Here is a 26571-nt window from a genome sequence, read left to right as displayed (position 1 = left end):
GATAAAGGTTTACGTATGCAACACATACTATTCTCCCGTTTATTCAATTAAACGAAATGAAGAAAAATCATTTATGGTTAATTACCGCTTTATTGGCGGGACAGGGGATCTTTGCACAACAGATACAGCAAGATTCACTTAAAGTTCAACAACTGGACGAGGTTGTTGTTAGCGACTCAAAATTTGAATTGAAGCGTGAAAACTCAGGAAAAACGGTAATCAAGATCACAGCTGAGGAAATGCAGCGAAACCAAGGCAGAACGGTTGCCGAGATCATCAACACAAAAAGTGGTATCGAGATTGCCGGTAGCCGGGGCAGGGATGGCGATGTGCTAGGGGTTTACGCCCGGGGTGGCCGTGGCAGACAGGTCTTGATCATTATCGATGGCGTTCGTGTGGCCGACCCATCCACATTTTCTGCCGAATATGATCTACGTCTGCTGTCTCCCAGTACAATTGAGTCCATTGAGATCATTAAAGGTGCGGCCAGCACACTTTACGGAACCAATGCAGTTACTGCGGTGATCAACATTACAACAAAAAAGAGTTCCAAAAAGAAGATGGCCGGTAATTTTGAAACCAGTGTCGGGACCAATCAAACTGCGGAGGACCAGAATTATAATATAGGTAGCATTCAAAATTCCGCAAATGTAAATGGCACATTGGGCAAGTTCAATTATGGGGTGGATTTTTCCAATCGGTACAAAAGTGGATTGTCTGCTGCTGTGACACCTGAAAATGAAGAGGATGTTTTTTCAAATTACAGCACCAATGTAAGGTTTGGCTATCAATTTACGGAAAGGTTCGGCGTTCAGCTATATGGCAATCAAACCAAATTTTGGAATGAATATGATGCTTCTTTGGCCGAAGCTCCAAATGTAGGGGAGAACGAGCAGCAAAGGGTTGGGGTTTCCTCTGAATTTGAGTATGGCAAAGGATCGGTTCACTTAAATGCGGCCTATACAGATTACGAGTCCATGGCCAACGATACTTTTGGTGAAAGCACTACCGAAGGCAACAATTGGGTATTGGATGTGTACCATAAATATGTTTTTGGAGAGCAGTTCCATACGATACTTGGAGTAAACTATATTAAGGACGAGGCTATTTTTGCGGAGGAGGTTGATTTTACCATTGTAGATCCTTATGCCAATGTGGTCTATGTTTCGGATTTTGGATTGAATTTGAATGCAGGTGCCCGCTTGAACAATCACTCCGAATATGGAAACCATTTTGTGTACAACCTGAACCCATCTTATGTATTTGATACGAATAAAGGGTATATAAAATTGATGGGATCGTATGCAACCTCTTATATTACACCGAACTTGACCCAGTTGTTCGGTGCTTTTGGTGGAAACCCAGACTTGGAGCCAGAAGAAAATACCACTATTGAGGCGGGCGTGGAGTTTAAATTGAACAATACATTAAGAATCAGTACGGTTTATTTTGATAGAAACGAAACAAATGCCATTGGTTACGATGCTAACTTTACAACGATAAATGTTGCCGATGAGATTGATGCCAACGGGGTGGAAGTGGAAGCAACTTGGTTGCCTTTGAGCAATTTTAGTGTAAATGCCAATTATACCTTTACGGAACGGAAAGGCGACAATGCCATACGTATTCCCAAGCACAAGGCCAATGTTTCTTTATGGTATCAGTTTTGTGAAAGTACCAATGTATCTTTAAGCTATGCCTATACCGGTGAGCGTTTTGATACTGATTTTTCTACTTTTACCGATGTAGCCCTTGACCCGTTTTCAATATTGAATCTTTCTGTTCAGCATGAGTTGATCAAAAACAAATTAAATGTTTTTGTGAACGCGGATAATTTGTTGAACGAGGATTATAGGGAGTTGCTTGGGTTCACCACCAGAGGACGAAACTTTAGGGTCGGCCTCAGCCTGAACCTTTAAAAAAAGAAAAGCGGCCGATCGGCCGCTTTTTTATTAGTTGTTTAACTGTAGTGGTTTTTCCAAATACATATTGTCCTTTATAGGAGTTTCCAATCTAGATGACGTAAAAGATTCTGCGGGCATTTCCACAGTAAAGTCTATTTTGGCAGAGCTACCTGTAATTTCTTGTAGAGCACGGGCCAATAGAGGCTCGTTTACATCGCCCAAGACTCCAAAATTGGTTAAATCTTCTTCTAGGGCAATGTCTGGCGCCAAGCCATTGGTGTAATCATAAAACCCATCTGCATTCTCGTTCCTTCCAACCAAAGGTTGTAATCCCCAAGAATTTTCAGCATTGATATTGCCCTCACGGTCACTATTATAAATAAAAGAGTTTTCTGGGTCATCTACCAAGGTAATTGAAAATTCATTTTTACCACGCGTTGTTTCTCCAATATGGATTACATCGATATAGGGGTCAAGTCCGTTCATTACCAATTCACTTGCCGAGGCAGAATCACCTGTGGCAATAACAAAAACACGGTCTAAATTTAAGGAGTTAATGGCGCTGGTGCCTGTGGAATTTGCAAAATAATCAGTTAAAAATTCTTCGCTGAACTGTACTTGTATTTTATCGTTCCACCTTTGTTTTATGTATACCTCACCTGTGTTGGTCCCATAGACCATACTGGCCAGTAAACGGGATGTGTTTACGGAACCTCCCGGATTGTAGCGCATGTCCAAAACAAGTTCTGTTGCTCCGTCGGCTACAAATTTGGCAAAGGCAGCGTTCAAATCTTCATCGAAACTGCTTAAAAAACGGTTGTACATTAAATAGGCAACTTTAGTCCCGTTTACATCCAGTGTTTCGGCAATCAAGATGGGGTCCTCGACTTGATTTTCTATTTTGGTAAGTTCTACTTCTTTGGCGCTATCAGAGATGGTATTGTCGGTAACGGTCGCCATTCCAAGCGTGTAAGTGCTGTTATCACCGAACAAAAGATTCCTGTAGTTGTTAATGGTAAGTTGGGTGCCATCGACCCTGGTGAAAAACTCGCCACGTTGTATATCTTTGGTCGAGGCATCGGAATCCGGCCATATGTAAAGTACATAGCCAAAAACATTTTCCGTACCGCTAATCAGGCTCAATCTAAATTCGACCCCATTACTTTGGGATATTCCAGATAGGCCACTTACCAGTTCCGAATAGTCATCATTGGCAAAACTAAATCGATCTATGGCGTTGTCATCCCCAAAAATCTCCTCATGTCTGTTACAAATGCTATAAAAAAAGTTTTCGGCATTTGAATTGGCCTCTAAAAAAGCAGTGTACTCGGCATTTGTGGAAAACCTATCATCTGCCAAATCCTCAACATCCCCTTGCCAAAAATACCAAAGGTTCATGGCCTGCCACATAAAATTTTGTGCTGTAACATCCGCACCGGGTTCTGGGTCGGGGGTAGGGCCATTATTGATTTCATTGTCGTCACTACTACACGAGGTGAATAGGAGTGTTGCTCCCAAAAATAGATAGAGGTACTTTTTCATAGCTTAATTTTTTTTGAATTTACTCAAATTTTGTTCCAAACTCTAAGAAACTAGGATGGGTAAGAGTAAAACCAAACGTTATATCAAATAAATTTACCTTGCAAAATAGGCTTATCTGAGGAAATCGCAAATTTTTTGTAACAATATTCGATATGTATCGTCGTGATAGTGTAGGTCGATAAGAAAGGCCTTAAAATAACTAAGACAACCAAATGAAACAAGCAGAATTTTTAAATGTGGTTTTGCCTTTTCAGGATAAACTTTTTAGGCTCGCCAAGCGCCTATTGGTCTCCCGAGAAGAAGCGGAAGACGCCACTCAAGAAATTTTGTTGAAGCTTTGGTCTAAGAACGAGTCGATGGGGAAGTACAAAAATGTAGAGGCTTTTGCCATGACCATGACCAAAAACTTTTGTTTGGACCGCTTAAAGTCCAAACAAGCAGGAAACCTAAAATTGGTTCACAGTAATTACAGTGATGAAAACACCTCCTTACAAAAACAATTGGAGGCCGAAGACAGTGTAAACTGGATGGAACGAATTATAAAAGACCTGCCAGAACAACAAAAAATGATATTGCAACTACGCGATGTGGAGCAATACGAGTTCGACGAAATATGCGAGCTCATGGACATGAAACCGACAGCAGTGCGCGTAGCATTGTCGAGGGCAAGAAAAACAGTAAGAGAAGAATTGATTAAAAAACATAACTATGGAATTGGGTAACATAGAAAAAATATTGGAAAAGTATTTCGAGGCCACTGCTACAGTGGACGAAGAAAGAACACTTAGGGCCTATTTTTCACAAGAGGAGGTCGCACCTCACTTGGAGCAGTACAAGCCCATGTTCAACTACTTTTCCATGGCCAAGGAAGAAAAGTACACCAAGCAGGTACCATTAAAACCTAGAGTAAACTATTACAAGTGGCTATCCGTTGCAGCGGCAGTAGTTTTGACCTTTGGCATCTATTTTGGTAATCAGTACCAAGAAACAAAGCGTTTGGAGCAAGAAAAGGCAGAGTTTGCCTACGAGGAAACCAAAAAAGCACTCGAACTCTTAGCAGTGAACTTTAACCGAGGTACGGAAAAAGTGGCCTACTTAAAAGAGTTTGAAGATGCAAAACAAAAAATTTACAATAACAATTAAAAAATGTAACAAAAATGAAAAAGTATATTTTAATAACAGTAATGGCATTGTTGCCTTTGGCAGGATTCTCTCAGTCCGTTTTTGACAAGTTTGAAGATCTGGACGATGTGACCACAGTGATCGTGAACAAGAGTATGTTCAATTTATTGGCAAAAATAGATGTTGAAGTGGATGATCCAGAGGCACGCGATTTTATGGAAATTGCCAGCAGTCTTAAAAGTTTAAAGGTATTTACCACCGAGAACAAGAAAATTGGCGACGACATGAAATCTTCTGTCGATAGCTACCTAAGATCTTCAAAAATGGAGGAGTTGATGCGAATCAAAGACAAGGATGCCAATGTAAAATTCTACATTAAAGAAGGTAAAGATGCCGATCATGTAAGCGAGCTGCTGATGTTCATTACCGGAATGAAAAATGTGGAGGCCAATGGTCAAAAGTTTGAAACGGTAATCCTTTCCCTAACCGGCGATATAGATTTGAACAACATAAGTTCTTTGACCAAAAAAATGAACTTGCCAGAAGAGCTTAACGAAGCAGGAAAGAAAAACTAGATTAGAATATCGGTTGGCAATAATCGGTTGGAAATTGTAACAAAATACAAAACCCTCCAACTAATTATTGTCAACTGATAATCAGTTGACACTATCAATCAAAAAAAGAATAGAAAAATGAAACATTTAATTAAATCCATAATGGCAATCGGAGCATTGTTCTTGGCTTCGTGCGCGTCGCAGCCCACTTTGCAGGAGTATTATGTGGACAATTCGGAAAACCCGAATTTTTTGTCCATCGATGTACCGGCAAGCATTCTCAAAATGGATGAGGTGGAGCTGACCCCGACCCAAAAAGAGGCCATAGAATCATTGCGAAAGTTTAATTTATTGGCCTTTAAAAAGAATGAGGACAATGTTGCCGAATACGAGATCGAAAAAAAGAAAGTGAGCCAAATCTTAAAAGGGGACGACTTTGTTGAACTCATGAAGATAAACTCCAAGTATGGCAAGGGGGTTATCAAATATTTGGGAGATGAGGATGCCATTGATGAAGTGATTATTTATGGAGATAGTAAGGACAAAGGCTTTGCCCTGGTCCGTGTGCTCGGCAAGGATATGAACCCGGCACATATCATACAATTAATGCAGGCCATTCAAAAATCCGATTACAAAGGCGAAGGGCTAGGTGAAATCGGTGATTTTCTAAAAGGCTAAGACCAATCATTATATAATCCAAGGAGGGCGACAATTGTCGCCCTTTTTCTTTTTACGATAAAGATTCGATACATAAAAAAGTGACCTAGTTTAGTATCTTAGTGTCTAACAACAAGAACACTAACAAAACTATAGCATCATGGAAAAAGCACAAGAATGGTTCGACTACGGTATTGAACTGGCCAAAGAATTCGGCCCTAAACTAATTACAGCACTTCTTATCTACATTGTGGGGATGTGGGTGGTAAAGAAAATCATCGGTGGAACCCGAAAGGTAATGTCCAAAAGTAAATATGATGAATCCCTGCAAAAATTTTTGTTGAACCTACTGTCTTGGTCGCTCAAAATATTTTTGATCATTATCGTTATCTCTCGACTAGGGGTAGATGTTACCACATTTGCTGCAGTAATCGCAGCTGCAGGTCTTGCCGTAGGTTTGGCGTTGCAAGGTTCGCTGTCCAATTTTGCTGGAGGTGTACTTCTCATGATATTTAAACCTTACCGTATTGGAGACCTTATCGAGGCCCAAGGCGTTCTTGGAGTTGTAAAGGAGATAGAAATTTTTACAACAAAAATGGTAACACCACAAAACAAACTGGCTATTGTCCCGAACGGAGCAATGGCCAACGGCAACATAATCAATTACACGGCCGAAGGTAAAATGCGGGTGGATACCGTTATTGGCGTAGGTTATGGCGAAGACATAAAAAAAACCAAAGAAGTGCTGTTGAACGTGCTCACTTCCAACCCAAAAGTACTTAAAGAACCTGCACCGTCGGTTAATGTGATGGAACTGGCCGATAGTTCAGTGAACTTTGCAGTACGGCCCTTTTGTAAGCCGGAAGATTATTGGGATGTGTACTTTGGAACCTATGAAAATTGCAAGATTGCCTTGGATGAAGCCGGAATCGAAATTCCTTATCCACACCAAGTGGAAATCCACAAAGAAGCATAAGAATTATTGTCGTTTCGAAGCAGTGAAACAACCGAGAAATCTATTCGGTTCAAAATCACAAGACCTAAACCCCGGTGTAATTCGCTGGGGTTATTTGTTTCAGTTCAGTTTTAATGGCATCCGATACCTCTAAGGTTTCTATAAAATCGGCAATGGATTTCTGGTTGATTTTCTCGTTGGTACGGGTCAGACCTTTTAAAGCTTCGTAAGGGTTCGGGTAGCCCTCCCTTCGTAAAATAGTCTGAATGGCCTCTGCGACCACGGCCCAGTTATCCTCTAAATCCTGCTCAAACTTAGCTTGATTTAGCACCAATTTGTTCAATCCTTTTAAAGTGGATTGAAAACCAACAATGGTATGTGCGAAAGGGACTCCCACATTTCTTAAAACCGTACTATCCGTAAGGTCGCGTTGTAGGCGTGAAATTGGCAATTTAGCAGATAAATGCTCAAAAATGGCATTGGCCAAGCCCAAGTTACCTTCGGAATTCTCAAAATCAATGGGGTTTACCTTGTGCGGCATGGCCGATGAGCCAACCTCTCCTTTTTTGATTTTCTGTTTAAAGTAATCCATGGAAATATATGTCCAAATATCCCTGTTAAGGTCGATCAAAATAGTGTTGATTCGTTTAAGACAGTCGAACAGGGCGGCCATATGGTCGTAATGTTCAATTTGGGTGGTGGGAAAGGAGTGGTGCAACCCCAGTTTTTCCTGCACGAACTGTTTTCCGAATGCCCTCCAATCGTTGTTTGGATAAGCAACTTTGTGAGCGTTATAGTTACCTGTAGCACCACCAAATTTGGCTGCACTTGGAATATCGTTCAATAAATTGAACTGCTCTTTAAAACGCTCTACAAAAACATCGATTTCCTTGCCTAAACGCGTAGGGGAGGCAGGTTGTCCGTGCGTGCGTGCCAACATAGGGATGTTTTCCCATTCTTTGGCCAATTCCTTCAGTTTTTCAAAAACCTCGAAATAAGATGGCACGTACACATCGTTCATAGCTTCTTTGATGGAGAGGGGAACAGCCGTATTGTTAATGTCTTGCGAGGTCAACCCAAAGTGGATAAACTCCTTGTATTTTTGAAGGTCCAATTCATCAAACTTTTGTTTGATAAAATATTCCACTGCTTTAACATCGTGGTTGGTGGTTTTTTCAATGTCCTTGATGGCCTGTGCATCTTCCGCGGAAAAATCTTGATAGATTTTCTGTAATTCTGGGAACAGTCCCTGGTTAAAATCGGCCAATTGTTGCAAAGGGATCTCACAAAGCGCAATAAAGTATTCGATTTCTACCTGGACGCGATATTTGATCAAGGCTTCTTCGGAAAAGTAATCTTTTAAACTTTCGGTTTTATTTCTATATCTACCGTCGATCGGCGAAATGGCGTTTAGTGGTGTCAATGACATGGTCAGGAAAATTTTGAAAGCATCAAAGATACTTAAACGCTGCGGTTTAGACACCTAATTTGGCCAACTTATCCAGAGTTTTTTTTGCTCTGTTTTTGTACCCTGTGGTTCCGGTCGCGTAACTATCTTCCAGAACTAGTTTGAGCTCGGCGTGTACCCAATCAAAGCGTAGCCCCAAATAATATAGACTGGTCATGGAGAATACCTTGGGCGCCATGTTCATTGGGCCTATTAACCAATCAAAACAAGCGGTCAATATTTTTTCCAGTTGATCATTGGTAATATTTTCAATAAAAACAGGGTCTTTTTTCTTAAAATAAGCTTCACAGACCATTTCGCAAACATGGGCAACGGGCCTAATGCACGATTCGGTCTTTAATTGGGCAAGGCCGTTTACAAAATCATCAAAAAAAGGGAGGAGATAGGCCAGTTTTTTGCGCATTAAATGATCAAAGGTCCAGCTGGCATTAAAGGTACCTTCCTTGTCTTCCGCTATTATTTCTTTATAAAGCGTTTTGGCCAATTGGGGCGCTTGCTGTAATTGCAATACCAAATCATCTATTTGTGATTTTGATATTCTACCGGAATTAAGTGCGATATGGAGCTCGGTTTCGGTCACAAAAAAATCGATATATTTACTAAAATCCTGTATGATGAAAATAGTAAAAAAAATAGCAATTGCCCTATTGGTGGTTTTGATTGGAATGCAATTTTATCGTCCTGAAAAAAATACCTCCGAAGGGGACTATGTTGCCGCCTTTGAAGCTGAAACAAAGCCCTCCCGGGAGGTGAAGCAAATTCTGAAAACAGCTTGCTACGATTGTCACAGTGCGAATACCGAGTACCCTTGGTACAATACTATTGCTCCGGTCTCGTATTGGCTGGCCGACCATATTGAAGATGGTAAAAAACATTTGGATTTTTCCGATTGGCAGAATTATGACGAGAAGAAAAAAGACCACAAATTGGAAGAGCTCATAGAGGAAGTAAAACGGGGCAGTATGCCGTTGAACGAGTACACTTGGACACATGCCGATGCCAAATTGTCCGAGGAGCAGATCAGTGCATTGGTAAGTTGGGCAGAAAAGACCAGGGCTACCTATTAAAAAGATGTTCCACTAAAGTGGGAACTCCTTCGGCAGCGGTTTTTGGGATTATAGTGAGGTTCTCAAAATCCGATGCACGGATATTGGGCCTTGGGTCTATAAAATAAATTGGGGTAATGCTGGGGGCGTAGTGTATTAAACTTGCCGCAGGATACACTTGCATGGAGGTGCCTACGATAATCAAAATTTCGGCCTGTTGCGTAATTTGAGCCGCAGTTTCCAGCATTGGGACCATTTCGCCGAACCAAACAATATGTGGTCGTAGTTGATGTCCGTTTTCATCGGAATCCCCTAGTACCAAGTCTCCTGTCCAATCCAAAATATAATTTTCGTTCCTTGTACTTCTTACTTTGAACAATTCTCCGTGCAAATGGACCACGTGTGAGCTGCCGGCCTGCTCGTGTAAATTATCAACATTTTGCGTAACAATACTAACATCGAAAGTTTGCTCCAACCGTGCCAATGCCAAATGACCTTGGTTTGGTGCCACATCCAACAATTGTCGCCTACGTTGGTTATAAAATTCCAACACTAAATCCGGATTTTTGGCAAAACCCTCCGGAGATGCAACCTGCATTACATCGTGTCCTTCCCATAGTCCGTTTTCATCACGAAAGGTTTTTAGGCCGCTTTCGGCGCTCATTCCCGCTCCGGTAAGTACTACAATTTTTTGCTTCGACATTTTTTATCCAAATTCACAATTTAAAAACTGTACGATGCAATTTAAACATTGGAGCCAGAAATAAATAATTATTTAAACTGATTAAATGTTGAGCCAATAGGTCAACTTAAGATTAATGGACCGGCTTCGGGGCATAAACGAGTTTACAAAGTAATTGTCGTTATAGACCAGAAACAGGTCGGAAAGCGGTGCAAATCTCCATTGTAGCCTCGAATTGAATCCAAGATTATCCAATTGGTTTCCATATTGGATCAAAGTGGACCAAAAAATGGATTTGTTGAACGTAATGTTTATTCTTGGACTTAACAATAAGATGTCCTCGCTCTCATAAGGTTCTGGCAATTTTATACTGTTATATATAACCCCTAAAGAAAGGAATACCGTCGGTTGAAGCCTCAGGCTCATGTCCCCTTCGAAGACATATCGCGTTCCATTGTAAAATTCGCCGTATCCGGGTTCGAGATTGTACGAAAAGACTTTTCTACGGTCACTTTCAAAAGATACTTCAAAACTGGTATAATGGTATCCATTGTCTCCTAAAAGTTCTACTCCGCCATCGGTGCCGGTTGGATCAAAGGTGTCGGTGAGGTAAGTGTACCGATTGAACAAACGAAAGGCCAATTTTTCTTGTGAGGTAAACTCTGCTTGCCACTGGGTAAAAATAGTATAATCTGTATTTTGGTAGTCCAAGGTAGGTCTCCATATAAAGTTGGGGCTAAACCGGAAACCATGGGTATTCACCTTTCCTTTGCTGGGCCAAAAATTAAATTCCACAAAAGGCCTTGCAGCAACAATGTCCTCTCTTCGGATAAAGCCGAGGTCCGACCTAAAATCATTCCCGACAAAATTTCCGCGTAACCCAAAGTTGAAGTATCTGGAGTTGTATTGGAGGTCCATGCCGCCTGAGTCGTTACGGTCCCCAATATCGTGGGCAAAGGCCTTATGGTAAAAAAACTTGCCTGTCCAAATATTGTTTTTTGATGCAAGGTTGTAGTCCAGTCCCACCACACGGTTGTACCGGTCCATGGGGTCCACAAAGTCGTAATCCCCAAAAGTTTGTCGGTTAACAAAAAGGAAGCTTAAATTGGATCTTGAAAACATTTTCTTTTGCAACGCGAGTACGGTGTTGTTGTTACTGGGTATCTCGTTGATCTCGTCTTCTTCCGTTTGGATATTGAGTAGGCCCAACCTCCAGTTGTTGTTCAACTTCCCACTTAATCTAACCCCGCCTATAATCCCATTTTCTATGGTTTCACCATCTTTGTCCTCTGCAATTCCAATTCTTCTGGAGAAAAATGGATTGGAATCCCTTTCGTTCCCGAAGGAACCAAAAAGGTCACTGTTATCTATAAAAAATTGTCTTCTCTCTGGTAAAGAAACCTCAAATCGGGTTAAGTTGGTAACAAAATTATCGACTTCCACATTGGAGAAATCCGGGTTTAGGGTTACATCGAGATTCATGCCGTTTCCTATGGAGATTTTTGCATCTCCACCAAAGCCCATTCTGCTTAGATCTTCATTGTTTTCGTAGTCTTTGGCAATTATCCCATTGGCATAAGGTATCAATGCCATTGGAGTCCTGGATTTTCCCAATGGTTTTTCAAACACCATATCACCCATAAAAGCCAAACTGTAAACAAGTTGGTTTTGTGGAATTTTCATCCAGGTACTGGTTTCGTTGGTCTGCATATCAAAGCGGTAGCTGTTGAACCGCCATTTGGTCTCACCCTGTTTAAATTTGAAGGAAGTTAATGGAATGGCAAGTTCGCAGATGTAGTAGCCATCGTACAATTTGGCTTCGCCTTGCCATTTTACGTCCCAAGAGGTGGTGAACCCATTTGGACCAGACCCGCCGTTGGATATCAAAGCTTCCCTTCGGACTCCATAAGGATTCATTCCAAACAGGAATGCGTTGGTACCGTCGTTAAAAGTATCGAACATTAAACTAATGTTGTCATTTCCCCCTGCCCTGTAATCTCTTTGTAGTGAGGGTATCACATAATTGTCGCCCTCTGTATATAATTTAATACCAATAAATAGTGTAGTGTTGTTGTAGACCATTTTGATCTGGGTCTGCTGGAAGGCGAGGGTGGTGTCGGATGGAAAATATTGATGGAAATCGTCTGCATTTTCTGCAATCTCCCATACACTTTCATCTAAGATACCATCTACTTTGACTATGTCGTCGACATATTTTACGGTAAAACTTTTATGGTCTGTTTGAGAAAGTAAGGCGAAAGGCAGAAGAATTGCAGCAAGTACAATACATTTTTTTAACATTGGTCGAGTTTAGTTGGTGGTTCAAATTTAACAGATACATAGTTAAAAATTTACTAAAATTTTAAAATATGTTGCTGTTTGGTAAATCATTGCGAAAATTAGTGGCAAGAATTTTCTAAGCCTTTTTCTAATTAAGGGACGTTAAAAAATGAAAAAAACCTTATTCCTATTCTTATTTTTTCCTGTAATTGTTTTTGGTAACGCCTTTTGGGGCAAAACGGGACACAGGGTAACCGGTGAAATTGCAGAAAACCATTTGTCCGGAAAAGCGAAGCGGGCCATAAACGATCTGTTGGATGGACATAGCTTGGCCTTTGTATCTACATTTGCTGATGATATAAAGGCTGACCGGGCCTATTCCAAATACTCGGCATGGCACTATGTCAACTACCCATTGGGGATGTCCTATGCGGATTCCGATAAAAGCGAGTATGGCGATATTATTACAGCAATAGAGACATGTAAATCCGCTATAAAGGATAAAAATGGCTCAAGGAAAGATCGTATTTTTCATTTAAAAATGCTGATTCATTTAATCGGCGACCTGCATCAGCCCATGCATGTGAGCAGGGCCGAGGACAAAGGGGGAAATACCATACAGGTCCAATGGTTTGGACAAGGAAGCAATCTACATCGGGTTTGGGACAAAAACTTGATAGAATCTTATGGTATGACGTATACCGAGCTTGCCATGGAACTACAAAACGTCAGTAGAAAAAAGCGAAAGGAGATCCAGTTGGGAACTGTGTACGATTGGGTGGACGAATCGCACGAACTATGTGCGGATTTATATGATTCCGTTGAAATTGGTGCAAAACTGGGCTATCGTTATTCCTACGACCATAACGATCTTTTATTCGCACAGCTACAGAAGGGGGGTCTTAGGCTCGCCAAGGTATTGAACGATATTTTTGGGTAGTTTTTTACTAGTGCAGAACCGTTTTTAACTGGTTTCGGTATTCCGAAGGATTCTGTCCGGTAAATGCTTTGAACGATTTATTGAAATGTGAAAAGTTGTTGAAACCACTTTCGTAACAAACTTGGGTTATGCTCATGGGTTGTTCTGCCAATAGCTTGGATGCATGTACCAATCTATATTCGTTCACGAACTGAGTAAATGTCTTATTGGTTATTTTTTTAAAGTACCTGCAAAAAGAAGGGACCGTCATGCTTACCATATCTGCAATTTGCTCAAGTTTTACGTCCTCTTTGAAATTGGTCTTCACATAATTAAAAACAACATTGATACGATCGTTGTCCTTTACTTCGGTTTCCAGGGAGAAACCTTCTGCGTTCAGCACGTTCATTTCGTTGGACGTGGCCAAGATGTTCAATATATTAAGGATGGACAATAATCGCTGAAAATCTGTCTGATACTCCAAGATTTCCATTTTTTCGCCAACCTTCATTTTGGTTTTACCGGAAAAGGCAATTCCGCCTTTGGCAACTTCGAACAACTTTTGGATATTCTTCATCTCGGGAATATTAAAGAAATCACTTCCCAAAAAGTCGGCTTTCATTTGGACCAAAGTCTCACTTTTATTGCCCGTAAGTCTGTCCGTAAAGCCACAATGTGGTAAATTGGACCCTATTAAGATGAGGTCCCCGTTCCTATAATAGGATACATGGCTCCCAATTTGTCTTTTGCCCGAGCCTCCGTTTACATATACCAACTCCAATTCTGGATGGTAGTGCCAACCTAAGTTCTTGTTCTCGTGGTTTTCGTTAAACTTTTGAAAGGTAAACGAATGGCCAAAACTTGGTGCTATAGCTTCAAATGCCGGTTTCTGAATCATACTCAACTATTTTCTTTTTTCTACAAACAATAACTTGTGTGTAAAGTGCAAATATCTACAATGTTAACGCAAAGTTATGCTATTTTATCATTAATGCTATGTTAAGTGTGTTGCCATGTTAATATAGCATAGAAAGTGGAAAAAATGGTGGTATTCCACTGTTCCAATCCGGTATACATTTGTACTGTAATCTTAAAAAAGCGATGTGTTATGAAAACAGTAAAGAACCTAGTAGTAGCAACGGCCTTGTTGATCAGTGCAATCGGGATGGCCAACACAGCAACAGCCGATTTCGGTAAAAAAGTAGTAAAAAGATACGAGGTAGAGAAAAACTTGGTAAAAGTCAACTTGGACCCAGTATTCATCAAAAAAGGTCAAAAGGTAATGATGAACCTTTTGAACATATCTCAGGGTAAAGTACTTCTTAAAGTATACGATAGCAAGAATAGATTGGTCTTTGACGAGGCTATCGACGGAAAAGTAGTAGTGGAAAAAGCTTTCAACTTCGAGCAAGCATTCGAAGGTGAATATACCATAGTTGTAGTGGACAAATTTGGAACCTACAAGGAAACTATGGAAGTAAGATAGTTTGTTTAGTTAATTTTTATGTGCATGGGGGGTCGGGAGGCCCCCTTTTTTTATGCCCACTTTTTTAGTTTTTCCCTCTTGCTATTTGGGATAGCTTCATTCTGCAAGGCTAATCGCAATACATCGCTATCCTTGGTTTTGGCATATAGAAGTTTATAAAATTCCTGCACGGTCAATGGAGTTTCGGATGCCTTTGACAACTCCATGGAATCACCTGTTTTTACAGTTCCATTCTCCAGAACCCGCACATATGTCCCAGGAAATCCTTGATCTATAAATTGTTTAATCATGTTCTGGTCCTTAAAACGTATGCCTAGTTTATAACAGGGCTCCCTAGGTTGTGTAATTTGAACCAATGCAGTGCCGAGCCGGTATATGCTTCCGATTCTAATTTGGGATTCATCCAAACCTTGAATGGTCAAATTTTCCCCGAACATACCCCAATTCCATTCTAAATCGGGATATTTCTCCTTCCAGTATGCGTAACGGTCAGCAGAAAAAAGGTAGGCGGCCTTGTAGATGCCGCCATGGTGCTTTCGGTCTATCACCGAATCGCCCTTTACATCTGTGCTCTCTAATAAAATGGGTTGGTCCACGGGAAATTTGTAAATGCCAGTGGTGGTTTCTTTACCGTTCCAAACTATTTTGGTACGGTTGCCGAGATTGGTGGATATTATTTTCATAATGGCAAGTTATAAAAAACCACCGCTTGTGGCGGTGGTCTTTTACCTCTTTTTAAAAGAGATGGTTTTACTCCTTCTTTTCCAATTTTTTGGTCATGTTAAAACCTACCATAAGGCCAACGCCCGCCAAAAGGAATATGGTTCCCGGATAAGCGACCTCATCCTCCACCCCTAAATTATAGTGAAGAATGGAGGCAACAAAAATGGCAACCCCGATACCCATTAATAATAAGGAAAGGTTTAGAATGATGATTTTCCAGAACGGAGCGGCGCCTTCCCGTCTTCCTTTCATAAAAATACTGGCGTCGGCACCTTTTTCGATTAAGGCCAAGCGTTCTTTGTTCCTTGTTGAAAAAAAGAGGTAGGCAATGGCAAAAATTACTCCAAAAATGATTGGTAAAATGATTACTTCAGATCCCATAACTATTCGTTTTAATGATTATTCATAATTTGTTTGTTCATAACCTATGACGACGGTTTTCTGAGTAAGGTTACATTTTTTTATAAATTTTATTTTCTGTGTAACCTTAACAATGGTTTAATCGTCCAATGAGCAATGCTGACCAACAAGGAAAAAGTACTGATCTCGAAAATTTGCATGGGAAATTCCCGTGCATTCTCGGATTTTGTGGATAGTTATAAGGATTTGGTGTTTACATTGTGCATAAGAATGTTGACCAATAGGGAGGAGGCCGAAGAGGTTTCGCAAGACGTATTTATCAAGGTGTACCGATCTTTGCCCAATTTTAAAGGGGGGTCTAAACTTTCCACATGGGTGTATAGGATTGCATATAACTCATGCCTGGATAAGATGAAACAAAATAAAAAGGCAAGACTGCACGACGATTTAGAACAATTGGATCAAATTGCCTATGCAGAAATCGATACGGCCCTAGATAGTATGATAAGGGAGGAAAAAAACAGATTTATAGATCAATGCCTGTTACAGCTATCCTCGGAAGATGCTGGAGTCCTTACTTTGTTCTATCTTGAGGAGAAGAATCTACAAGAAATGGAAAAAACTACAAATCTTCCCGCAAATACACTAAAAGTAAGGTTGTTCAGGGCCCGGAAAAGACTGGCTGCGATCATGGAAAAAAGTATGAACAAAGAAATTTTGCAGAGCAATGGATAAGGAAGAAAATAAAAAACTGGAAGCTTTAATGGATAAATTCATGGCAGAGGCACCAATCGAATCGCCTTCTGCGGATTTTACCAAAAATGTACTACGGCAAATAGAGGCGGAATCCCCAAAAGAGGTTTTTAAGTACCAACCGATTTTATCCGGAAGAGTTTTATCCTTCGGGTTTATTGCATTTGTTGCACTTTTGGCTTATCTAGGCACACAGTTAGGACCGAGCGGTGGCCAAGGCTGGTTCAAAAACATCAATATGGATGCTTGGTTCCATATGGACTGGCAATGGATGAGCGGTTATTCTTTTCCCAAAACCATGGTGTATGCATTTTTGTTCCTAGGATTATTGTTTTTTGCTCAGGTACCTTGGCTAAAAAAACATTTGGGCGGTAATAGTTATTAGAGATACGCATAAAAATACGCCCAGTACATTAAAAAGAACTGTAGCGGTATCCTAAGGATCAATATCCATTTTGGAATGCCCGCCGATGCTTTTTCGCCCGAGAGCATATAAAAGTGTACGGATAGAAAAACGCCCAACATTAAAATAATACCAAAAGAACTCAGTTTTCGGGTGGCATCAAAACAAACGCCAATGCCCAATAAAATTTCCACCAACCCGCTCAAGTACACCAAAAGCTTATGTTTTGGCAAATACATGGGCATTATCCGCATATAGATTTTGGGTTTTATAAAATGCATTGCGCCTGCAAAAACATACATTCCGGCCATTGCATAGAGGTGCCAAGGAATCATAACATTTAGTTTTTAAAGTACCAAAACGGTAAGATAGCATCCGATACCGTTACAATAGAATCTTTTTCCTTCCGTTTTCGCCTCAAACGAATAAGATGTTTCCCTTCTTTCAGTTGAGAGATTTTGAGGTAGGTTTCAAAACCCAGAATATCGTTCATTGCAGTAGTTATTATAAAATCCTCGTCCATATCAAGGGTGTCGATTCGGAAGGAATACATCTCGTTAAAGGTTTTTAGATATTTTTTGCGAATACTGTCCTTTTGACGGAGGCTCGTGATCTCGTCGCTCCAATTTGAATTGACTTTTATACTACTGGAAAGTCCTCTGCGGTCTTCTTTGGGAGTCAAAGAATCGTTGAAGGCAAATACACGATTTTCCAAATTTTCCGAAAAAGGAACAAAAACTTGGAGATAGGGTTGGGAAATTACTTTTGAAGGAATCACCATGCGTCCGGGGAAATCTCCTTCCTCTGTCATCATGTCCCAATAATTATCTTTTTTGGCAAAAATGCTGGACGATCGCTGTTCTTTGTCCAGATAGTTGGATTGACGGTATTCCAAACTGGTCAGCATCAAAATGGCAATATAGATGGGGGTCAGGAGCAAGGTCAGTTTTTTTCCAAAGCGGTTATCCAAAAAATTATAGACCAATGGCCGATAAAGAAACGAAAGGGTGAGAAAACTAAAAACCCAATATATAGGGAAATATATACGAGAGACCCATTTCCTTTTTTTTAACCAACCTTGTGTAATAAAGTCGATAAAGGTCAGGAACATTCCAAAAATGATGAACAAAATCAATATACCCCCTATTATACTGGCGGCGGCTTCGGGCAAAACATCGCTCTCGAGAATATAGTTGGCCACCAATATGATCGACAGGATGATCATGGTCATGGCGAGCACATAAAAAATCAACAGAAACGAAATGGCGAACAATACACTGCAGTAATTTTCCAGATTGGCGATGTAGCGATCAAAAGAAATTATGCGCTTTTTTAAATATTTGGTAAAGCGTTCGGAATAGCGGAGCCGCTCGAACTCAATATCTCCGGAAACATAACGAAGACCGAGCGCCCCGATCCATAAACCTCTTAAAACAACGTGGAGCAATAGGTTGAACAGCAGAATGGAACAGGCAATGTTCAGGATAAAGTAAACCACGAAACGATAGATCTGGTCTTCGTTTTGTGCATTAATCATTTCTATACGAAGCGGTTCGTAGGCGGTAAAGAGCCCAAAAATGGCAAAACCGGAAATGATGAGTTCCAATTCCCAACTCTGTTGTTGAAGGGAATCCAATAATTTTCTAAAAGTTGGACTGTTGTAATCGTTGTTGCCCACGGTGTAATTGGTTTGCCCTCTCAAGATAGTCATAAAATACAAAAACCGCTCATTTAGAGCGGTTTTCACGATCAATAGGATTTTTATGTCTATTTGATCATATCGTAGCTACGGGAAATAAACTTGGTAAGTTCCTCTCCCTTTAAGAGTCCTTTGGACAATTTTGCCAAGTCCAGGGACTGATTGATCAATCTTTCCCGCTTTTTTGCTGTTTTGGTATTCAGTATTTCGCCCACCAATTCGTGGTTGGTGTTTACGATCAGGTTGTACATATCCGGCATGTTGCCCATACCGAACATTCCTCCGCCCCCGGTCTGCTGCATCTCCTTCATTCGGCGCATAAATTCTGGCTCGGTAATAATAAAAGGTGAAGCACTGCTTTCCATGGCCTCCAATTGAATTGTATAGCCCTTATCGGAAATTACTTTTTCCAAATCAGCCTTTAGGCTGTCTTTTTCCTCATCGGACAATTTGGATATGGTCGTATCTTCTTTTTTGATGAGGTTGTCTATATGATCCGAATCCACTCGCACAAAGGATAGATTCTCTTTGGAGGTCTCCAATTTCTGCATCAAATGGGGGACAATGGGCGAATCCAGTAGGAGCACTTCGTAACCTTTGCCCTTGGCGGCTTCGATATAACTGTGCTGCGCTTCTTTATCGGAAGTGTAGAGTACCACCAATTTATCGTCCTTGTCGGTCTGGTTGTCCTTGATTTTGGCTTCCAGCTCTTCAAAAGTATGGTAATCCCCATCAATGGTTGGATAGAGCGCAAATTTGTCCGCTTTCTCAAAAAACTTGTCTTCCGAAAGCATACCGTATTCTATCACTACTTTAATGTCGTTCCATTTTTGCTCGAAGTCCTCTCGATTATTCTTAAAGAGCGAGCTTAATTTATCCGCAACTTTTCTGGTGATGTAAGAGGATATCTTTTTAACCGCACCATCCGCCTGTAAGTAGGACCTAGACACGTTCAATGGAATATCCGGGGAGTCGATGACACCTTTCAACATGGTCAGAAACTCGGGAACAATACCTTCTACGTTATCCGTTACGAACACTTGGTTCTGGTACAGTTGGATTTTATCCTTTTGGATACTGAGGTCGTTGGTCAACTTTGGGAAATATAAAATACCTGTTAAGTTGAACGGATAATCCACGTTGAGGTGGATGTGGAACAAAGGTTCCTCGAACTGCATGGGGTATAGCTCCCTGTAAAAGTTTTTGTAATCCTCGTCCTTTAAATCCGAAGGTTGCTTGGTCCAGGCCGGATTTGGATTGTTGATGATGTTGTCCACCTCTTGGGTTGGAGCTGGATCTTCTTCTTTTGCATCTTCAGGTTTGGGAAGCGTCTCGGTTTTTGTTCCGAATTTGATCGGAATGGGCATAAACTTATTATACTTTACCAAAAGCTCCCTTATTCTGGCATCTTCCAAAAATTCGGTGGAATCTTCGGCGATATGCAGTATGATCTCTGTTCCTCGCTCTGTTTTGTCGCTAGGTTCAAGGGAGAATTCGGGAGAGCCGTCGCAGCTCCAATGCACCGCTGGCTCATCCTTATGGCTCTTGGTAAGGATTTCCACTTTTTCCGCAACCATAAAAGCGGAGTAAAATCCAAGGCCAAAGTGCCCAATGATCCCGGCATCCTTGCCCGCATCTTTATACTTGTCCAAAAACTCTTCTGCACCGGAAAAAGCTACCTCGTTAATGTACTTTTTCACTTCATCCTCCGTCATCCCGATACCTTGGTCTATAATATGGATTCGTTTATTGTCCTTGTCGACTTTTACCTCGATCATAGGGTTGCCGTATTCCACCTTGGCCTCTCCAATGGATGTGAGGTGCTTTAGTTTTAAGGTCGCATCCGTAGCGTTGGAAATAAGTTCCCTTAAGAAAATCTCGTGATCACTGTAAAGGAATTTTTTGATCAAGGGAAAAATGTTCTCTACTGAAACATTGATTTTACCTGTTGCCATCGTTTTGTTGTTTTAGTCTTTTTATTGCTGACTGGTCAAAAAAAATACCAGAATCATAAATATGACAAACTGACATTTGGACGAAAAAAATGACCTGATATCATTTTTAACAAAATTTTGTTTATTTAATTATAAAAATCATTAAACAAAAAATGTATCTTTACATTGTTATGGGAAAATTGCTATGAAAAAGCACTACTATAACAAGTTTGTTTATTTATTGGTTAGGTTGTGAAAATGCACTTTCGCTCGGAAGTGCATTTTCTTTAAAAATTCAATTTTATCACCTGCCAATCACATTTTATACAGAACCTTTTAAAAACATACCAAAATGGGAAATACATCAAAATCCAAAATAACCGAGGATAAGATAATCGGCTTGTTCATGGAGTCCGTATTGGAGCAGGAAAAAATACCTGGCTCAGTTTATAAATTCTGTAAGGAGAACAAAATTAAGGAGGATGAGTTCTATGGCTTTTTTGGTTCTTTGGATACCCTGCAAAAAACTATATGGAACAAGTTTTTCGACAATAGTTTTGAGTTGATCCAAAAAAATAAGGAATATCCGGGAATGACGAACGAGGAAAAGATGCTTACTTTCTTCTACACCTTTTTCGAGAATTTGACACTTAATAGGAGTTATGTTCTCTTTATGATGAAGGAGCACAAGCATTCCATGGAGGGATTAAGTCAGTTAAAGGGGCTTCGCAAACGTTTTAAGGATTTTGCATCTACTTTGATCGAAGAAAGAAATGAGGAGAAAAATCTAAAAATCTTAAAATTTAATGCCCCGTTGTTTTCGGAGGGTGCTTGGCTGCAATTTTTGTTCATTATAAAATTTTGGGCGGAAGATGGTTCTCCCGGACTGGAGAAAACAGATATTGCCATTGAAAAGTCGGTGACCACTATTTTTCAGATTTTCGAGAATACATCACTGGAAAAAATCGTAGATCTAGGGAAATTTCTTTATAAAGAAAAATTTGTGTAACGCCTATGAAAACAATCGATACCATCCCGACCGGGAAAATAGAACGTGCCGGGAAACTCGTAAAAACGGGCGTAAAAATAGGGGGCAACTACGTAAAGTATTACGGCAAAAAACTGGTGGATCCCCAAACCTCACGGGATACTTTGAACCAAGATAATGCCGAAGATATTTACGATGGCCTAAAAAGCTTAAAGGGGAGTGCACTAAAAGTGGCGCAAATGTTGAGCATGGAAAAAAACCTATTGCCAAGGGCCTATGTGGAAAAGTTTTCCCTGTCACAATTTTCCGTACCACCTTTGTCCGCTCCTTTGGTGCGAAAGACATTCAAAAAATATTTGGATAAATATCCGGAACAGATTTTTGACGAATTTGAAAAGGATTCCGTAAACGCAGCAAGTATTGGTCAGGTGCACCGTGCCAAAAAAGATGGAAAACAGTTGGCCGTTAAGATCCAATACCCGGGCGTGGCCCAAAGTATCAGCAGCGATTTGGCATTGGTAAAACCGGTGGCCATTAAAATGTTCAACTTAAAGGGAAAGGATTCTGAAAAATATTTTAAAGAAGTAGAGCATAAACTAAAGGAAGAAACCGATTATATATTGGAACTCGAGCAAAGTCGTGAAATTACTTCCGAATGTGCCGTGATCCCGAATATGCAGTTTCCAAAGTACTACCGAAATCTTTCCAGTGAACGTATCTTGACCATGGATTGGATGGAGGGCGTGCATTTGGGAGAGTTTACCCAAAAGGATTTCAATGACGAACTGGGCAATACTTTGGGTCAGGCACTATGGGATTTTTATATGTTCCAGATTCACAAATTAAAGCGGGTACACGCTGATCCCCATCCGGGAAATTTTTTGGTGAGTGATGAAGGTAAATTGATCGCAATCGACTTTGGTTGCATTAAACAAATCCCAGATGAATTTTATGTGCCTTATTTCGAATTGGCCAAACCGGAAAATATAAATAACGATGAGGTTTTTATGGAGAAACTCTATGAGCTCGAAATCCTGACGTCTACCGATTCGGAAGAGGAGCTCCGGTTTTTTACGGCCTTGTTCAAGGAAATGTTGACCATTTTTACATCACCTTTCCATAAGGAAACCTTCGATTTTGGTAATGAAGATTTCTGGACCAAAATTGCAAACCTGAGCGAGCGTTATTCCAAAGACGAACAGATTCGTAAAATGAACGGAAACAGAGGTTCCAAACACTTTTTGTACATCAACCGTACATTTTTTGGCCTTTATAACCTCTTGCACGACCTAAAAGCCAAGGTTGAGGTAAATGTGTACAGAGAGTTTTTGGGTTGATTTCTTGGATAGGAAAGAAAAATCCCGTTCCAATTTTTTTGGAACGGGATTTTTTTATGCCTAAATACGTAATAGATTACTTTTTTTGCTTCACATATTTTTCCAACCATTGGTCTTGTTCCCAAAGCATGTGCAAAATACTTTCCTTGCCCCGGTATCCATGACTCTCTTTTGGCAACATCACCAATCTAACGGTGGCGCCCAAACCTTTAAGAGCGTTGAAATAGCGCTCACTTTGCATAGGGTATGTACCGGAATTATTGTCCGCCTGCCCGTGGATCAACAGTAAAGGGGTTTTCATTTTTTCTGCATGCATAAATGGGGACATGGTGTAATAGACCTCAGGGGCTTCCCAATAGTTTCTTTCCTCACTTTGAAAACCAAACGGTGTCAAAGTTCTATTGTAGGCGCCGCTTCGGGCGATACCTGCAGCAAATAGGTCTGAATGGGATAGTAAGTTGGCCACCATAAAGGCTCCATAACTGTGACCGCCCACTGCGATACGTTCGCGATCAATGTACTCCAAATTATCTACCGCATCAATGGCCGCTTTGGCGTTGGCCACTAGTTGACTTCTAAAGCTGTCGTTGGGCTGTTCGTCACCCTCACCGATAATGGGAAAGGCCGCTCCATCCAATACAACGTAACCTTTGGTTACCCAATAAATGGGTGATCCCCAAAATGGGTATGTAAACTCGTTGGGGTTCGAGGTATTTTGCGAAGCACTGTTCTTGTCCTTGTATTCCCTTGGATATGCCCATAAGATCATTGGCATTTTTTCTTTTTTCTCCATGTCGTATCCAACAGGAAGGTATAGGGTTCCGGAAAGTTCCAATCCGTCATCTCTCTTATAGGTTATTACCTCTTTGTGTACGTTTTGAATGCTTTTGTACGGATTATCAAAATCTGTCAACTGCACGGGCCCTTTTCTTTTTATCAAACTTTTGTAATAGTAATTCGGGTACTCGCTGGCAGATTCAATACGCACTAAAAGTTGGTCTTTTTTAGGGTCATACTCAATCAAGTTCTCAAGTTTGCCTTCTAGCTTTGAGGTGTACAGTCTGGTTTTTTTAAGGGTTTTTAAATCCATTTTTTCTACAAAGGGGAACTGGCCCTCATCGGTATACCCATCTCCGATCAGAAAGGCGTTGTTGTTTTTGTCCAAGGACAGTACCCAACTGCCGTTTTCGTTCCTTTTGGTAACAAAACTTCCGGGGTCGCTATATACATCTTGATAGTTTCTATCTTCAATAATTTGAGCTCCTTGTTCTGGGTTGGAGGGGTCAAAAACATAGGTTTTTGTGTTTCTGTTGTTCCACCAACGGTCGTGGGCGATCGCCAAATTGTCGTTGCCCCATTGTATGTAGCTAAACCTGTTTTTGGTTTTTAAAATGGACCTGCCCTCACCATTAAATGGTGCTTCGAGTTCAAAGACTTCATCGCGGAAGGGTACTTCGTTTTCAGGATCACCGCCATCCAAGGCCTCTACATAGGTAATGGTTGCCGGTTTGTCGTTTCTCCATCTTATGTTTCGCATGCCGGTTCTGGTTGCCATAAAACCTTTGGGAAGATCTTCTATAAGTGGAACTTGCAACAAAGTTTTAACCATACCGCCATCGTTCGTATAAACAGTGGTCGTGTTCGGAAATCTATAATAGGGCACTAAATAGGAGAAGGGCTTGTCCAAGGTTACCGTCATCACATATTCCCCATCGGGCGAAAAACTGATGCTTGTATATAGATTGGCATCTTTCCACTTGGTCTTACTGCCGTCCATGTTCACTTTATAAAGTTCTGAACGGGCCAATTGTTCAAAATTGAACTCGTCGTTCGGGTTTTTTAAAAGGTCTTGATAGGTTCTGTTCTGTGCCTTTTTTCCATCATTGGTGGAAATGGTTGGTCCTTCCGGAACGGCTTCGTCCACATTGATCAATGGTTTTCTGTCGGAGGGCAACATTTTTACCAAAATGGACTCTCCATCCTTGAACCAATTGATGATATCCCGCATATTGGCATTCACGTTGGTATCCGTTATCGATTTGGCAGAGGCCGATTTTAAATCCAGTACCATAACCTCCACTCCATCTGGGGTAGTGTTTGTAAATGCTATTTTAGATTGATCTGGAGACCAATTAAAATTGGCCAATCGTGGATTTTCCGACAGACCGGTTACCTGTACGCCATCTTTATCACCAATTTCCTTTACCAAGATATTATTATAATAATTGGTGCGGCTTCCGATATTGGTCTTAGGATTGATCCGTAGACCGGCAAGTCTTAGTTCGGTTTCCGATAATTCTGCAATTGTTTTGTAATAATCCCTGTAGAGCAATACCATATACTTGCCATTGTCCGAGATGAGTACACTGGGAGCCAATGGGGCGTTTACAAGTTCTAAAATTTTTTCTGACGGTTTCTGATAAGTGAGTTTTTCCTGAGCTTGGGCCAAACTTATGGCGAAAGCAGCCAAGAATAACCAAACGTAATTTTTCATTATCTTGTTTTAAGTTTAATGAGTGAATTTTTAGCGATTTTTAAAAGTACAACTTTTAAAAAGTTTTATTTTGCCGACTTCTTGAAAATTTGGCATGTATATTTGCTAATTTTCAAATTCTAACTATCTTTTTATTTAAAACAGTATACATGTACAATTCCAAGATTGCTGGACTAGGTTTTTACGTCCCTGAAAATGTGGTCACCAACGATGATCTGTCCAAAGTAATGGACACGAATGATGAATGGATCCAAGAGCGTACCGGGATAAAGGAAAGACGCCACGTGGTCAAAGGTACCGATACCACTACTTCTATGGGGGTCAAAGCAGCCGAAAAGGCGATTGAGCGTGCCGGTATAGACAAGAACGATATTGATTTTATTGTATTTGCCACATTGAGTCCTGACTATTATTTTCCCGGACCAGGGGTATTGGTTCAGCGAGACCTGGGACTAAAAACAGTGGGCGCTTTGGATGTACGCAACCAATGTTCGGGTTTTGTTTACGGAATCTCCGTGGCAGACCAATATATTAAAAGTGGCATGTACAAAAATGTACTTGTAATTGGTTCCGAACTGCATTCGCATGGGTTGGATATGACCACAAGGGGCAGGGGAGTGTCCGTAATTTTTGGAGATGGTGCCGGTGCTGCCGTGCTTACCCGGGAAGAGGATACCTCCAAAGGTATCTTATCCACCCACTTACATTCCGAAGGTCAACATGCCGAAGAGCTTTCCTTGATCGCCCCTGGCATGGGCAAACGTTGGGTTACCGATATTATCGAAGATGCCGATTCCGAGGATACTTCATATTTTCCTTATATGAACGGCCAGTTTGTGTTTAAAAACGCCGTGGTTCGATTCAGTGAAGTGATCATGGAAGGATTACAAACAAATAATTTAAAACCAGAGGATATCGATATGCTGATTCCGCATCAGGCCAATTTGAGAATATCGCAATTTATACAAAAGAAATTTGGTCTAAAAGATGATCAGGTGTTCAACAACATCATGAAATATGGAAATACTACCGCAGCATCCATTCCCATTGCCTTGACAGAGGCTTGGGAGGAAGGAAAAATCAAAGAAGGAGATTTAGTGGTGTTGGCTGCTTTTGGCAGTGGTTTTACGTGGGGGAGTGCCATAATTCGGTGGTAACCCCTTTTTAAACTAAAAGTTAAAACCCCGATCACCAGGATCGGGGTTTTTTATTGATGCTCTCACAAGATAGATAACCAACCAACACTCGAATATGGAGCATCAATA

General features: G+C 40.8%; 26 protein-coding genes. 14 read left to right on the top strand and 12 right to left on the bottom strand.

Going from position 1 to position 26571, the window contains the following annotated elements:
- Positions 1-56: 56 nt before the first annotated feature.
- Positions 57-1919 (top strand): TonB-dependent receptor plug domain-containing protein, encoded by a 1863-nt coding sequence (locus tag ACXAFK_RS12540; RefSeq protein ID WP_474957981.1) that lies wholly within the window; start codon positions 57-59, stop codon positions 1917-1919.
- A 33-nt stretch (positions 1920-1952) separates the two neighbouring features.
- On the opposite strand, the gene ACXAFK_RS12535 is transcribed toward ACXAFK_RS12540, so the two are convergent.
- Positions 1953-3446 carry a S41 family peptidase gene (locus ACXAFK_RS12535; RefSeq protein WP_474957980.1) on the bottom strand — a complete coding sequence of 498 codons (1494 nt, stop codon included), beginning with the start codon at positions 3444-3446 and terminating at the stop codon, positions 1953-1955.
- A 212-nt stretch (positions 3447-3658) separates the two neighbouring features.
- On the opposite strand from ACXAFK_RS12535, the gene ACXAFK_RS12530 reads away from it, so the two are divergent.
- The 5 genes from ACXAFK_RS12530 (at position 3659) to ACXAFK_RS12510 (ending at position 6755) form a co-directional block, all read left to right on the top strand.
- The gene (locus tag ACXAFK_RS12530) at positions 3659-4168 is read left to right on the top strand and encodes an RNA polymerase sigma factor (protein WP_224837783.1); all 510 of its coding nucleotides are present in this window, start codon (positions 3659-3661) and stop codon (positions 4166-4168) included.
- Positions 4155-4589 (top strand): hypothetical protein, encoded by a 435-nt coding sequence (locus ACXAFK_RS12525; RefSeq protein WP_224837782.1) that lies wholly within the window; start codon positions 4155-4157, stop codon positions 4587-4589. Before ACXAFK_RS12530 ends, ACXAFK_RS12525 begins: the two co-directional genes overlap by 14 nt.
- A 14-nt stretch (positions 4590-4603) precedes the next feature.
- Entirely contained in the window at positions 4604-5143 is a 540-nt protein-coding gene (locus ACXAFK_RS12520; RefSeq protein WP_224837781.1) for a DUF4252 domain-containing protein, read from the top strand.
- Between the two features lie 117 nt (positions 5144-5260).
- Positions 5261-5800, top strand: a complete 540-nt coding sequence (locus ACXAFK_RS12515; RefSeq protein ID WP_224837780.1) for a DUF4252 domain-containing protein — start codon at positions 5261-5263, stop codon at positions 5798-5800.
- A gap of 139 nt (positions 5801-5939) precedes the next feature.
- On the top strand, positions 5940-6755 hold the full coding sequence (locus tag ACXAFK_RS12510; RefSeq protein WP_224837779.1) for a mechanosensitive ion channel family protein: 816 nt from the start codon (positions 5940-5942) through the stop codon (positions 6753-6755).
- A 64-nt stretch (positions 6756-6819) separates the two neighbouring features.
- On the opposite strand, the gene purB is transcribed toward ACXAFK_RS12510, so the two are convergent.
- Complete coding sequence (purB, locus tag ACXAFK_RS12505; RefSeq protein WP_474957979.1) at positions 6820-8163, bottom strand: adenylosuccinate lyase; 1344 nt, start codon at positions 8161-8163, stop codon at positions 6820-6822.
- Positions 8164-8209: 46 nt separating this feature from the next.
- Positions 8210-8782, bottom strand: a complete 573-nt coding sequence (locus ACXAFK_RS12500) for a hypothetical protein (RefSeq protein ID WP_474957978.1) — start codon at positions 8780-8782, stop codon at positions 8210-8212.
- Positions 8783-8816: 34 nt separating this feature from the next.
- Between ACXAFK_RS12500 and ACXAFK_RS12495 the strand changes: the two genes are divergently transcribed.
- The gene (locus ACXAFK_RS12495) at positions 8817-9269 is read left to right on the top strand and encodes a heme-binding domain-containing protein (protein ID WP_474958169.1); all 453 of its coding nucleotides are present in this window, start codon (positions 8817-8819) and stop codon (positions 9267-9269) included.
- Here the strand turns inward: ACXAFK_RS12495 and ACXAFK_RS12490 are convergent.
- Together ACXAFK_RS12490 and ACXAFK_RS12485 are read right to left on the bottom strand one after the other, a co-directional pair.
- Positions 9259-9951, bottom strand: a complete 693-nt coding sequence (locus ACXAFK_RS12490; RefSeq protein ID WP_474957977.1) for an SIR2 family NAD-dependent protein deacylase — start codon at positions 9949-9951, stop codon at positions 9259-9261. The genes ACXAFK_RS12495 and ACXAFK_RS12490 overlap by 11 nt on opposite strands.
- Positions 9952-10032: 81 nt before the next feature.
- Positions 10033-12231 carry a DUF5916 domain-containing protein gene (locus tag ACXAFK_RS12485; RefSeq protein ID WP_293296217.1) on the bottom strand — a complete coding sequence of 733 codons (2199 nt, stop codon included), beginning with the start codon at positions 12229-12231 and terminating at the stop codon, positions 10033-10035.
- A 148-nt stretch (positions 12232-12379) separates the two neighbouring features.
- Here ACXAFK_RS12485 and ACXAFK_RS12480 point away from each other — a divergent pair, with 148 nt between their 5' ends.
- On the top strand, positions 12380-13150 hold the full coding sequence (locus ACXAFK_RS12480) for a S1/P1 nuclease (RefSeq protein WP_474957976.1): 771 nt from the start codon (positions 12380-12382) through the stop codon (positions 13148-13150).
- A 7-nt stretch (positions 13151-13157) separates the two neighbouring features.
- Here ACXAFK_RS12480 and ACXAFK_RS12475 read toward each other — a convergent pair whose 3' ends face one another.
- A complete protein-coding gene (locus ACXAFK_RS12475; RefSeq protein WP_293296213.1) occupies positions 13158-14027 on the bottom strand; it encodes an AraC family transcriptional regulator in 870 nt (289 codons plus the stop codon).
- Positions 14028-14237: 210 nt separating this feature from the next.
- Here ACXAFK_RS12475 and ACXAFK_RS12470 point away from each other — a divergent pair, with 210 nt between their 5' ends.
- Positions 14238-14615: a hypothetical protein gene (locus ACXAFK_RS12470; protein ID WP_474957975.1), complete on the top strand. Its 378-nt coding sequence runs from the start codon at positions 14238-14240 to the stop codon at positions 14613-14615.
- Between the two features lie 50 nt (positions 14616-14665).
- Here the strand turns inward: ACXAFK_RS12470 and ACXAFK_RS12465 are convergent, their stop codons facing one another.
- Both ACXAFK_RS12465 and ACXAFK_RS12460 read right to left on the bottom strand, forming a co-directional pair.
- Positions 14666-15298: an MOSC domain-containing protein gene (locus tag ACXAFK_RS12465; protein WP_474957974.1), complete on the bottom strand. Its 633-nt coding sequence runs from the start codon at positions 15296-15298 to the stop codon at positions 14666-14668.
- 67 nt (positions 15299-15365) lie between these two features.
- On the bottom strand, positions 15366-15719 hold the full coding sequence (locus tag ACXAFK_RS12460; protein ID WP_474957973.1) for a DUF6249 domain-containing protein: 354 nt from the start codon (positions 15717-15719) through the stop codon (positions 15366-15368).
- A 135-nt stretch (positions 15720-15854) separates the two neighbouring features.
- Between ACXAFK_RS12460 and ACXAFK_RS12455 the strand changes: the two genes are divergently transcribed.
- Both ACXAFK_RS12455 and ACXAFK_RS12450 read left to right on the top strand, forming a co-directional pair.
- Positions 15855-16433 carry an RNA polymerase sigma factor gene (locus ACXAFK_RS12455; RefSeq protein ID WP_474957972.1) on the top strand — a complete coding sequence of 193 codons (579 nt, stop codon included), beginning with the start codon at positions 15855-15857 and terminating at the stop codon, positions 16431-16433.
- Complete coding sequence (locus ACXAFK_RS12450) at positions 16426-16836, top strand: hypothetical protein (RefSeq protein ID WP_224837766.1); 411 nt, start codon at positions 16426-16428, stop codon at positions 16834-16836. Before ACXAFK_RS12455 ends, ACXAFK_RS12450 begins: the two co-directional genes overlap by 8 nt.
- Here the strand turns inward: ACXAFK_RS12450 and ACXAFK_RS12445 are convergent.
- From ACXAFK_RS12445 to htpG, 3 genes are read right to left on the bottom strand one after another with little or no spacing between them, the layout of a single operon-like run.
- Complete coding sequence (locus ACXAFK_RS12445) at positions 16833-17189, bottom strand: DoxX family protein (protein WP_252080209.1); 357 nt, start codon at positions 17187-17189, stop codon at positions 16833-16835. The genes ACXAFK_RS12450 and ACXAFK_RS12445 overlap by 4 nt on opposite strands.
- Before the next feature lie 5 nt (positions 17190-17194).
- On the bottom strand, positions 17195-18601 hold the full coding sequence (locus tag ACXAFK_RS12440; protein WP_474957971.1) for a hypothetical protein: 1407 nt from the start codon (positions 18599-18601) through the stop codon (positions 17195-17197).
- A 20-nt stretch (positions 18602-18621) separates the two neighbouring features.
- Positions 18622-20508 carry a molecular chaperone HtpG gene (gene htpG / locus ACXAFK_RS12435; protein ID WP_224837763.1) on the bottom strand — a complete coding sequence of 629 codons (1887 nt, stop codon included), beginning with the start codon at positions 20506-20508 and terminating at the stop codon, positions 18622-18624.
- A gap of 331 nt (positions 20509-20839) precedes the next feature.
- Here htpG and ACXAFK_RS12430 point away from each other — a divergent pair, with 331 nt between their 5' ends.
- Together ACXAFK_RS12430 and ACXAFK_RS12425 are read left to right on the top strand one after the other, a co-directional pair.
- Complete coding sequence (locus ACXAFK_RS12430) at positions 20840-21496, top strand: TetR family transcriptional regulator C-terminal domain-containing protein (protein ID WP_474957970.1); 657 nt, start codon at positions 20840-20842, stop codon at positions 21494-21496.
- 5 nt (positions 21497-21501) lie between these two features.
- Positions 21502-22812 carry an ABC1 kinase family protein gene (locus tag ACXAFK_RS12425; RefSeq protein WP_474957969.1) on the top strand — a complete coding sequence of 437 codons (1311 nt, stop codon included), beginning with the start codon at positions 21502-21504 and terminating at the stop codon, positions 22810-22812.
- 76 nt (positions 22813-22888) lie between these two features.
- Here ACXAFK_RS12425 and ACXAFK_RS12420 read toward each other — a convergent pair whose 3' ends face one another.
- Complete coding sequence (locus ACXAFK_RS12420) at positions 22889-25306, bottom strand: S9 family peptidase (protein WP_474957968.1); 2418 nt, start codon at positions 25304-25306, stop codon at positions 22889-22891.
- Positions 25307-25455: 149 nt separating this feature from the next.
- On the opposite strand from ACXAFK_RS12420, the gene ACXAFK_RS12415 reads away from it, so the two are divergent.
- Entirely contained in the window at positions 25456-26463 is a 1008-nt protein-coding gene (locus ACXAFK_RS12415; protein WP_474957967.1) for a 3-oxoacyl-ACP synthase III family protein, read from the top strand.
- The last annotated feature ends 108 nt before the right edge of the window (positions 26464-26571 follow it).

The organism is Flagellimonas sp. ABD4_174, assembly GCF_056160185.1.
This window is presented reverse-complemented; position numbering and strand designations above follow the sequence as displayed.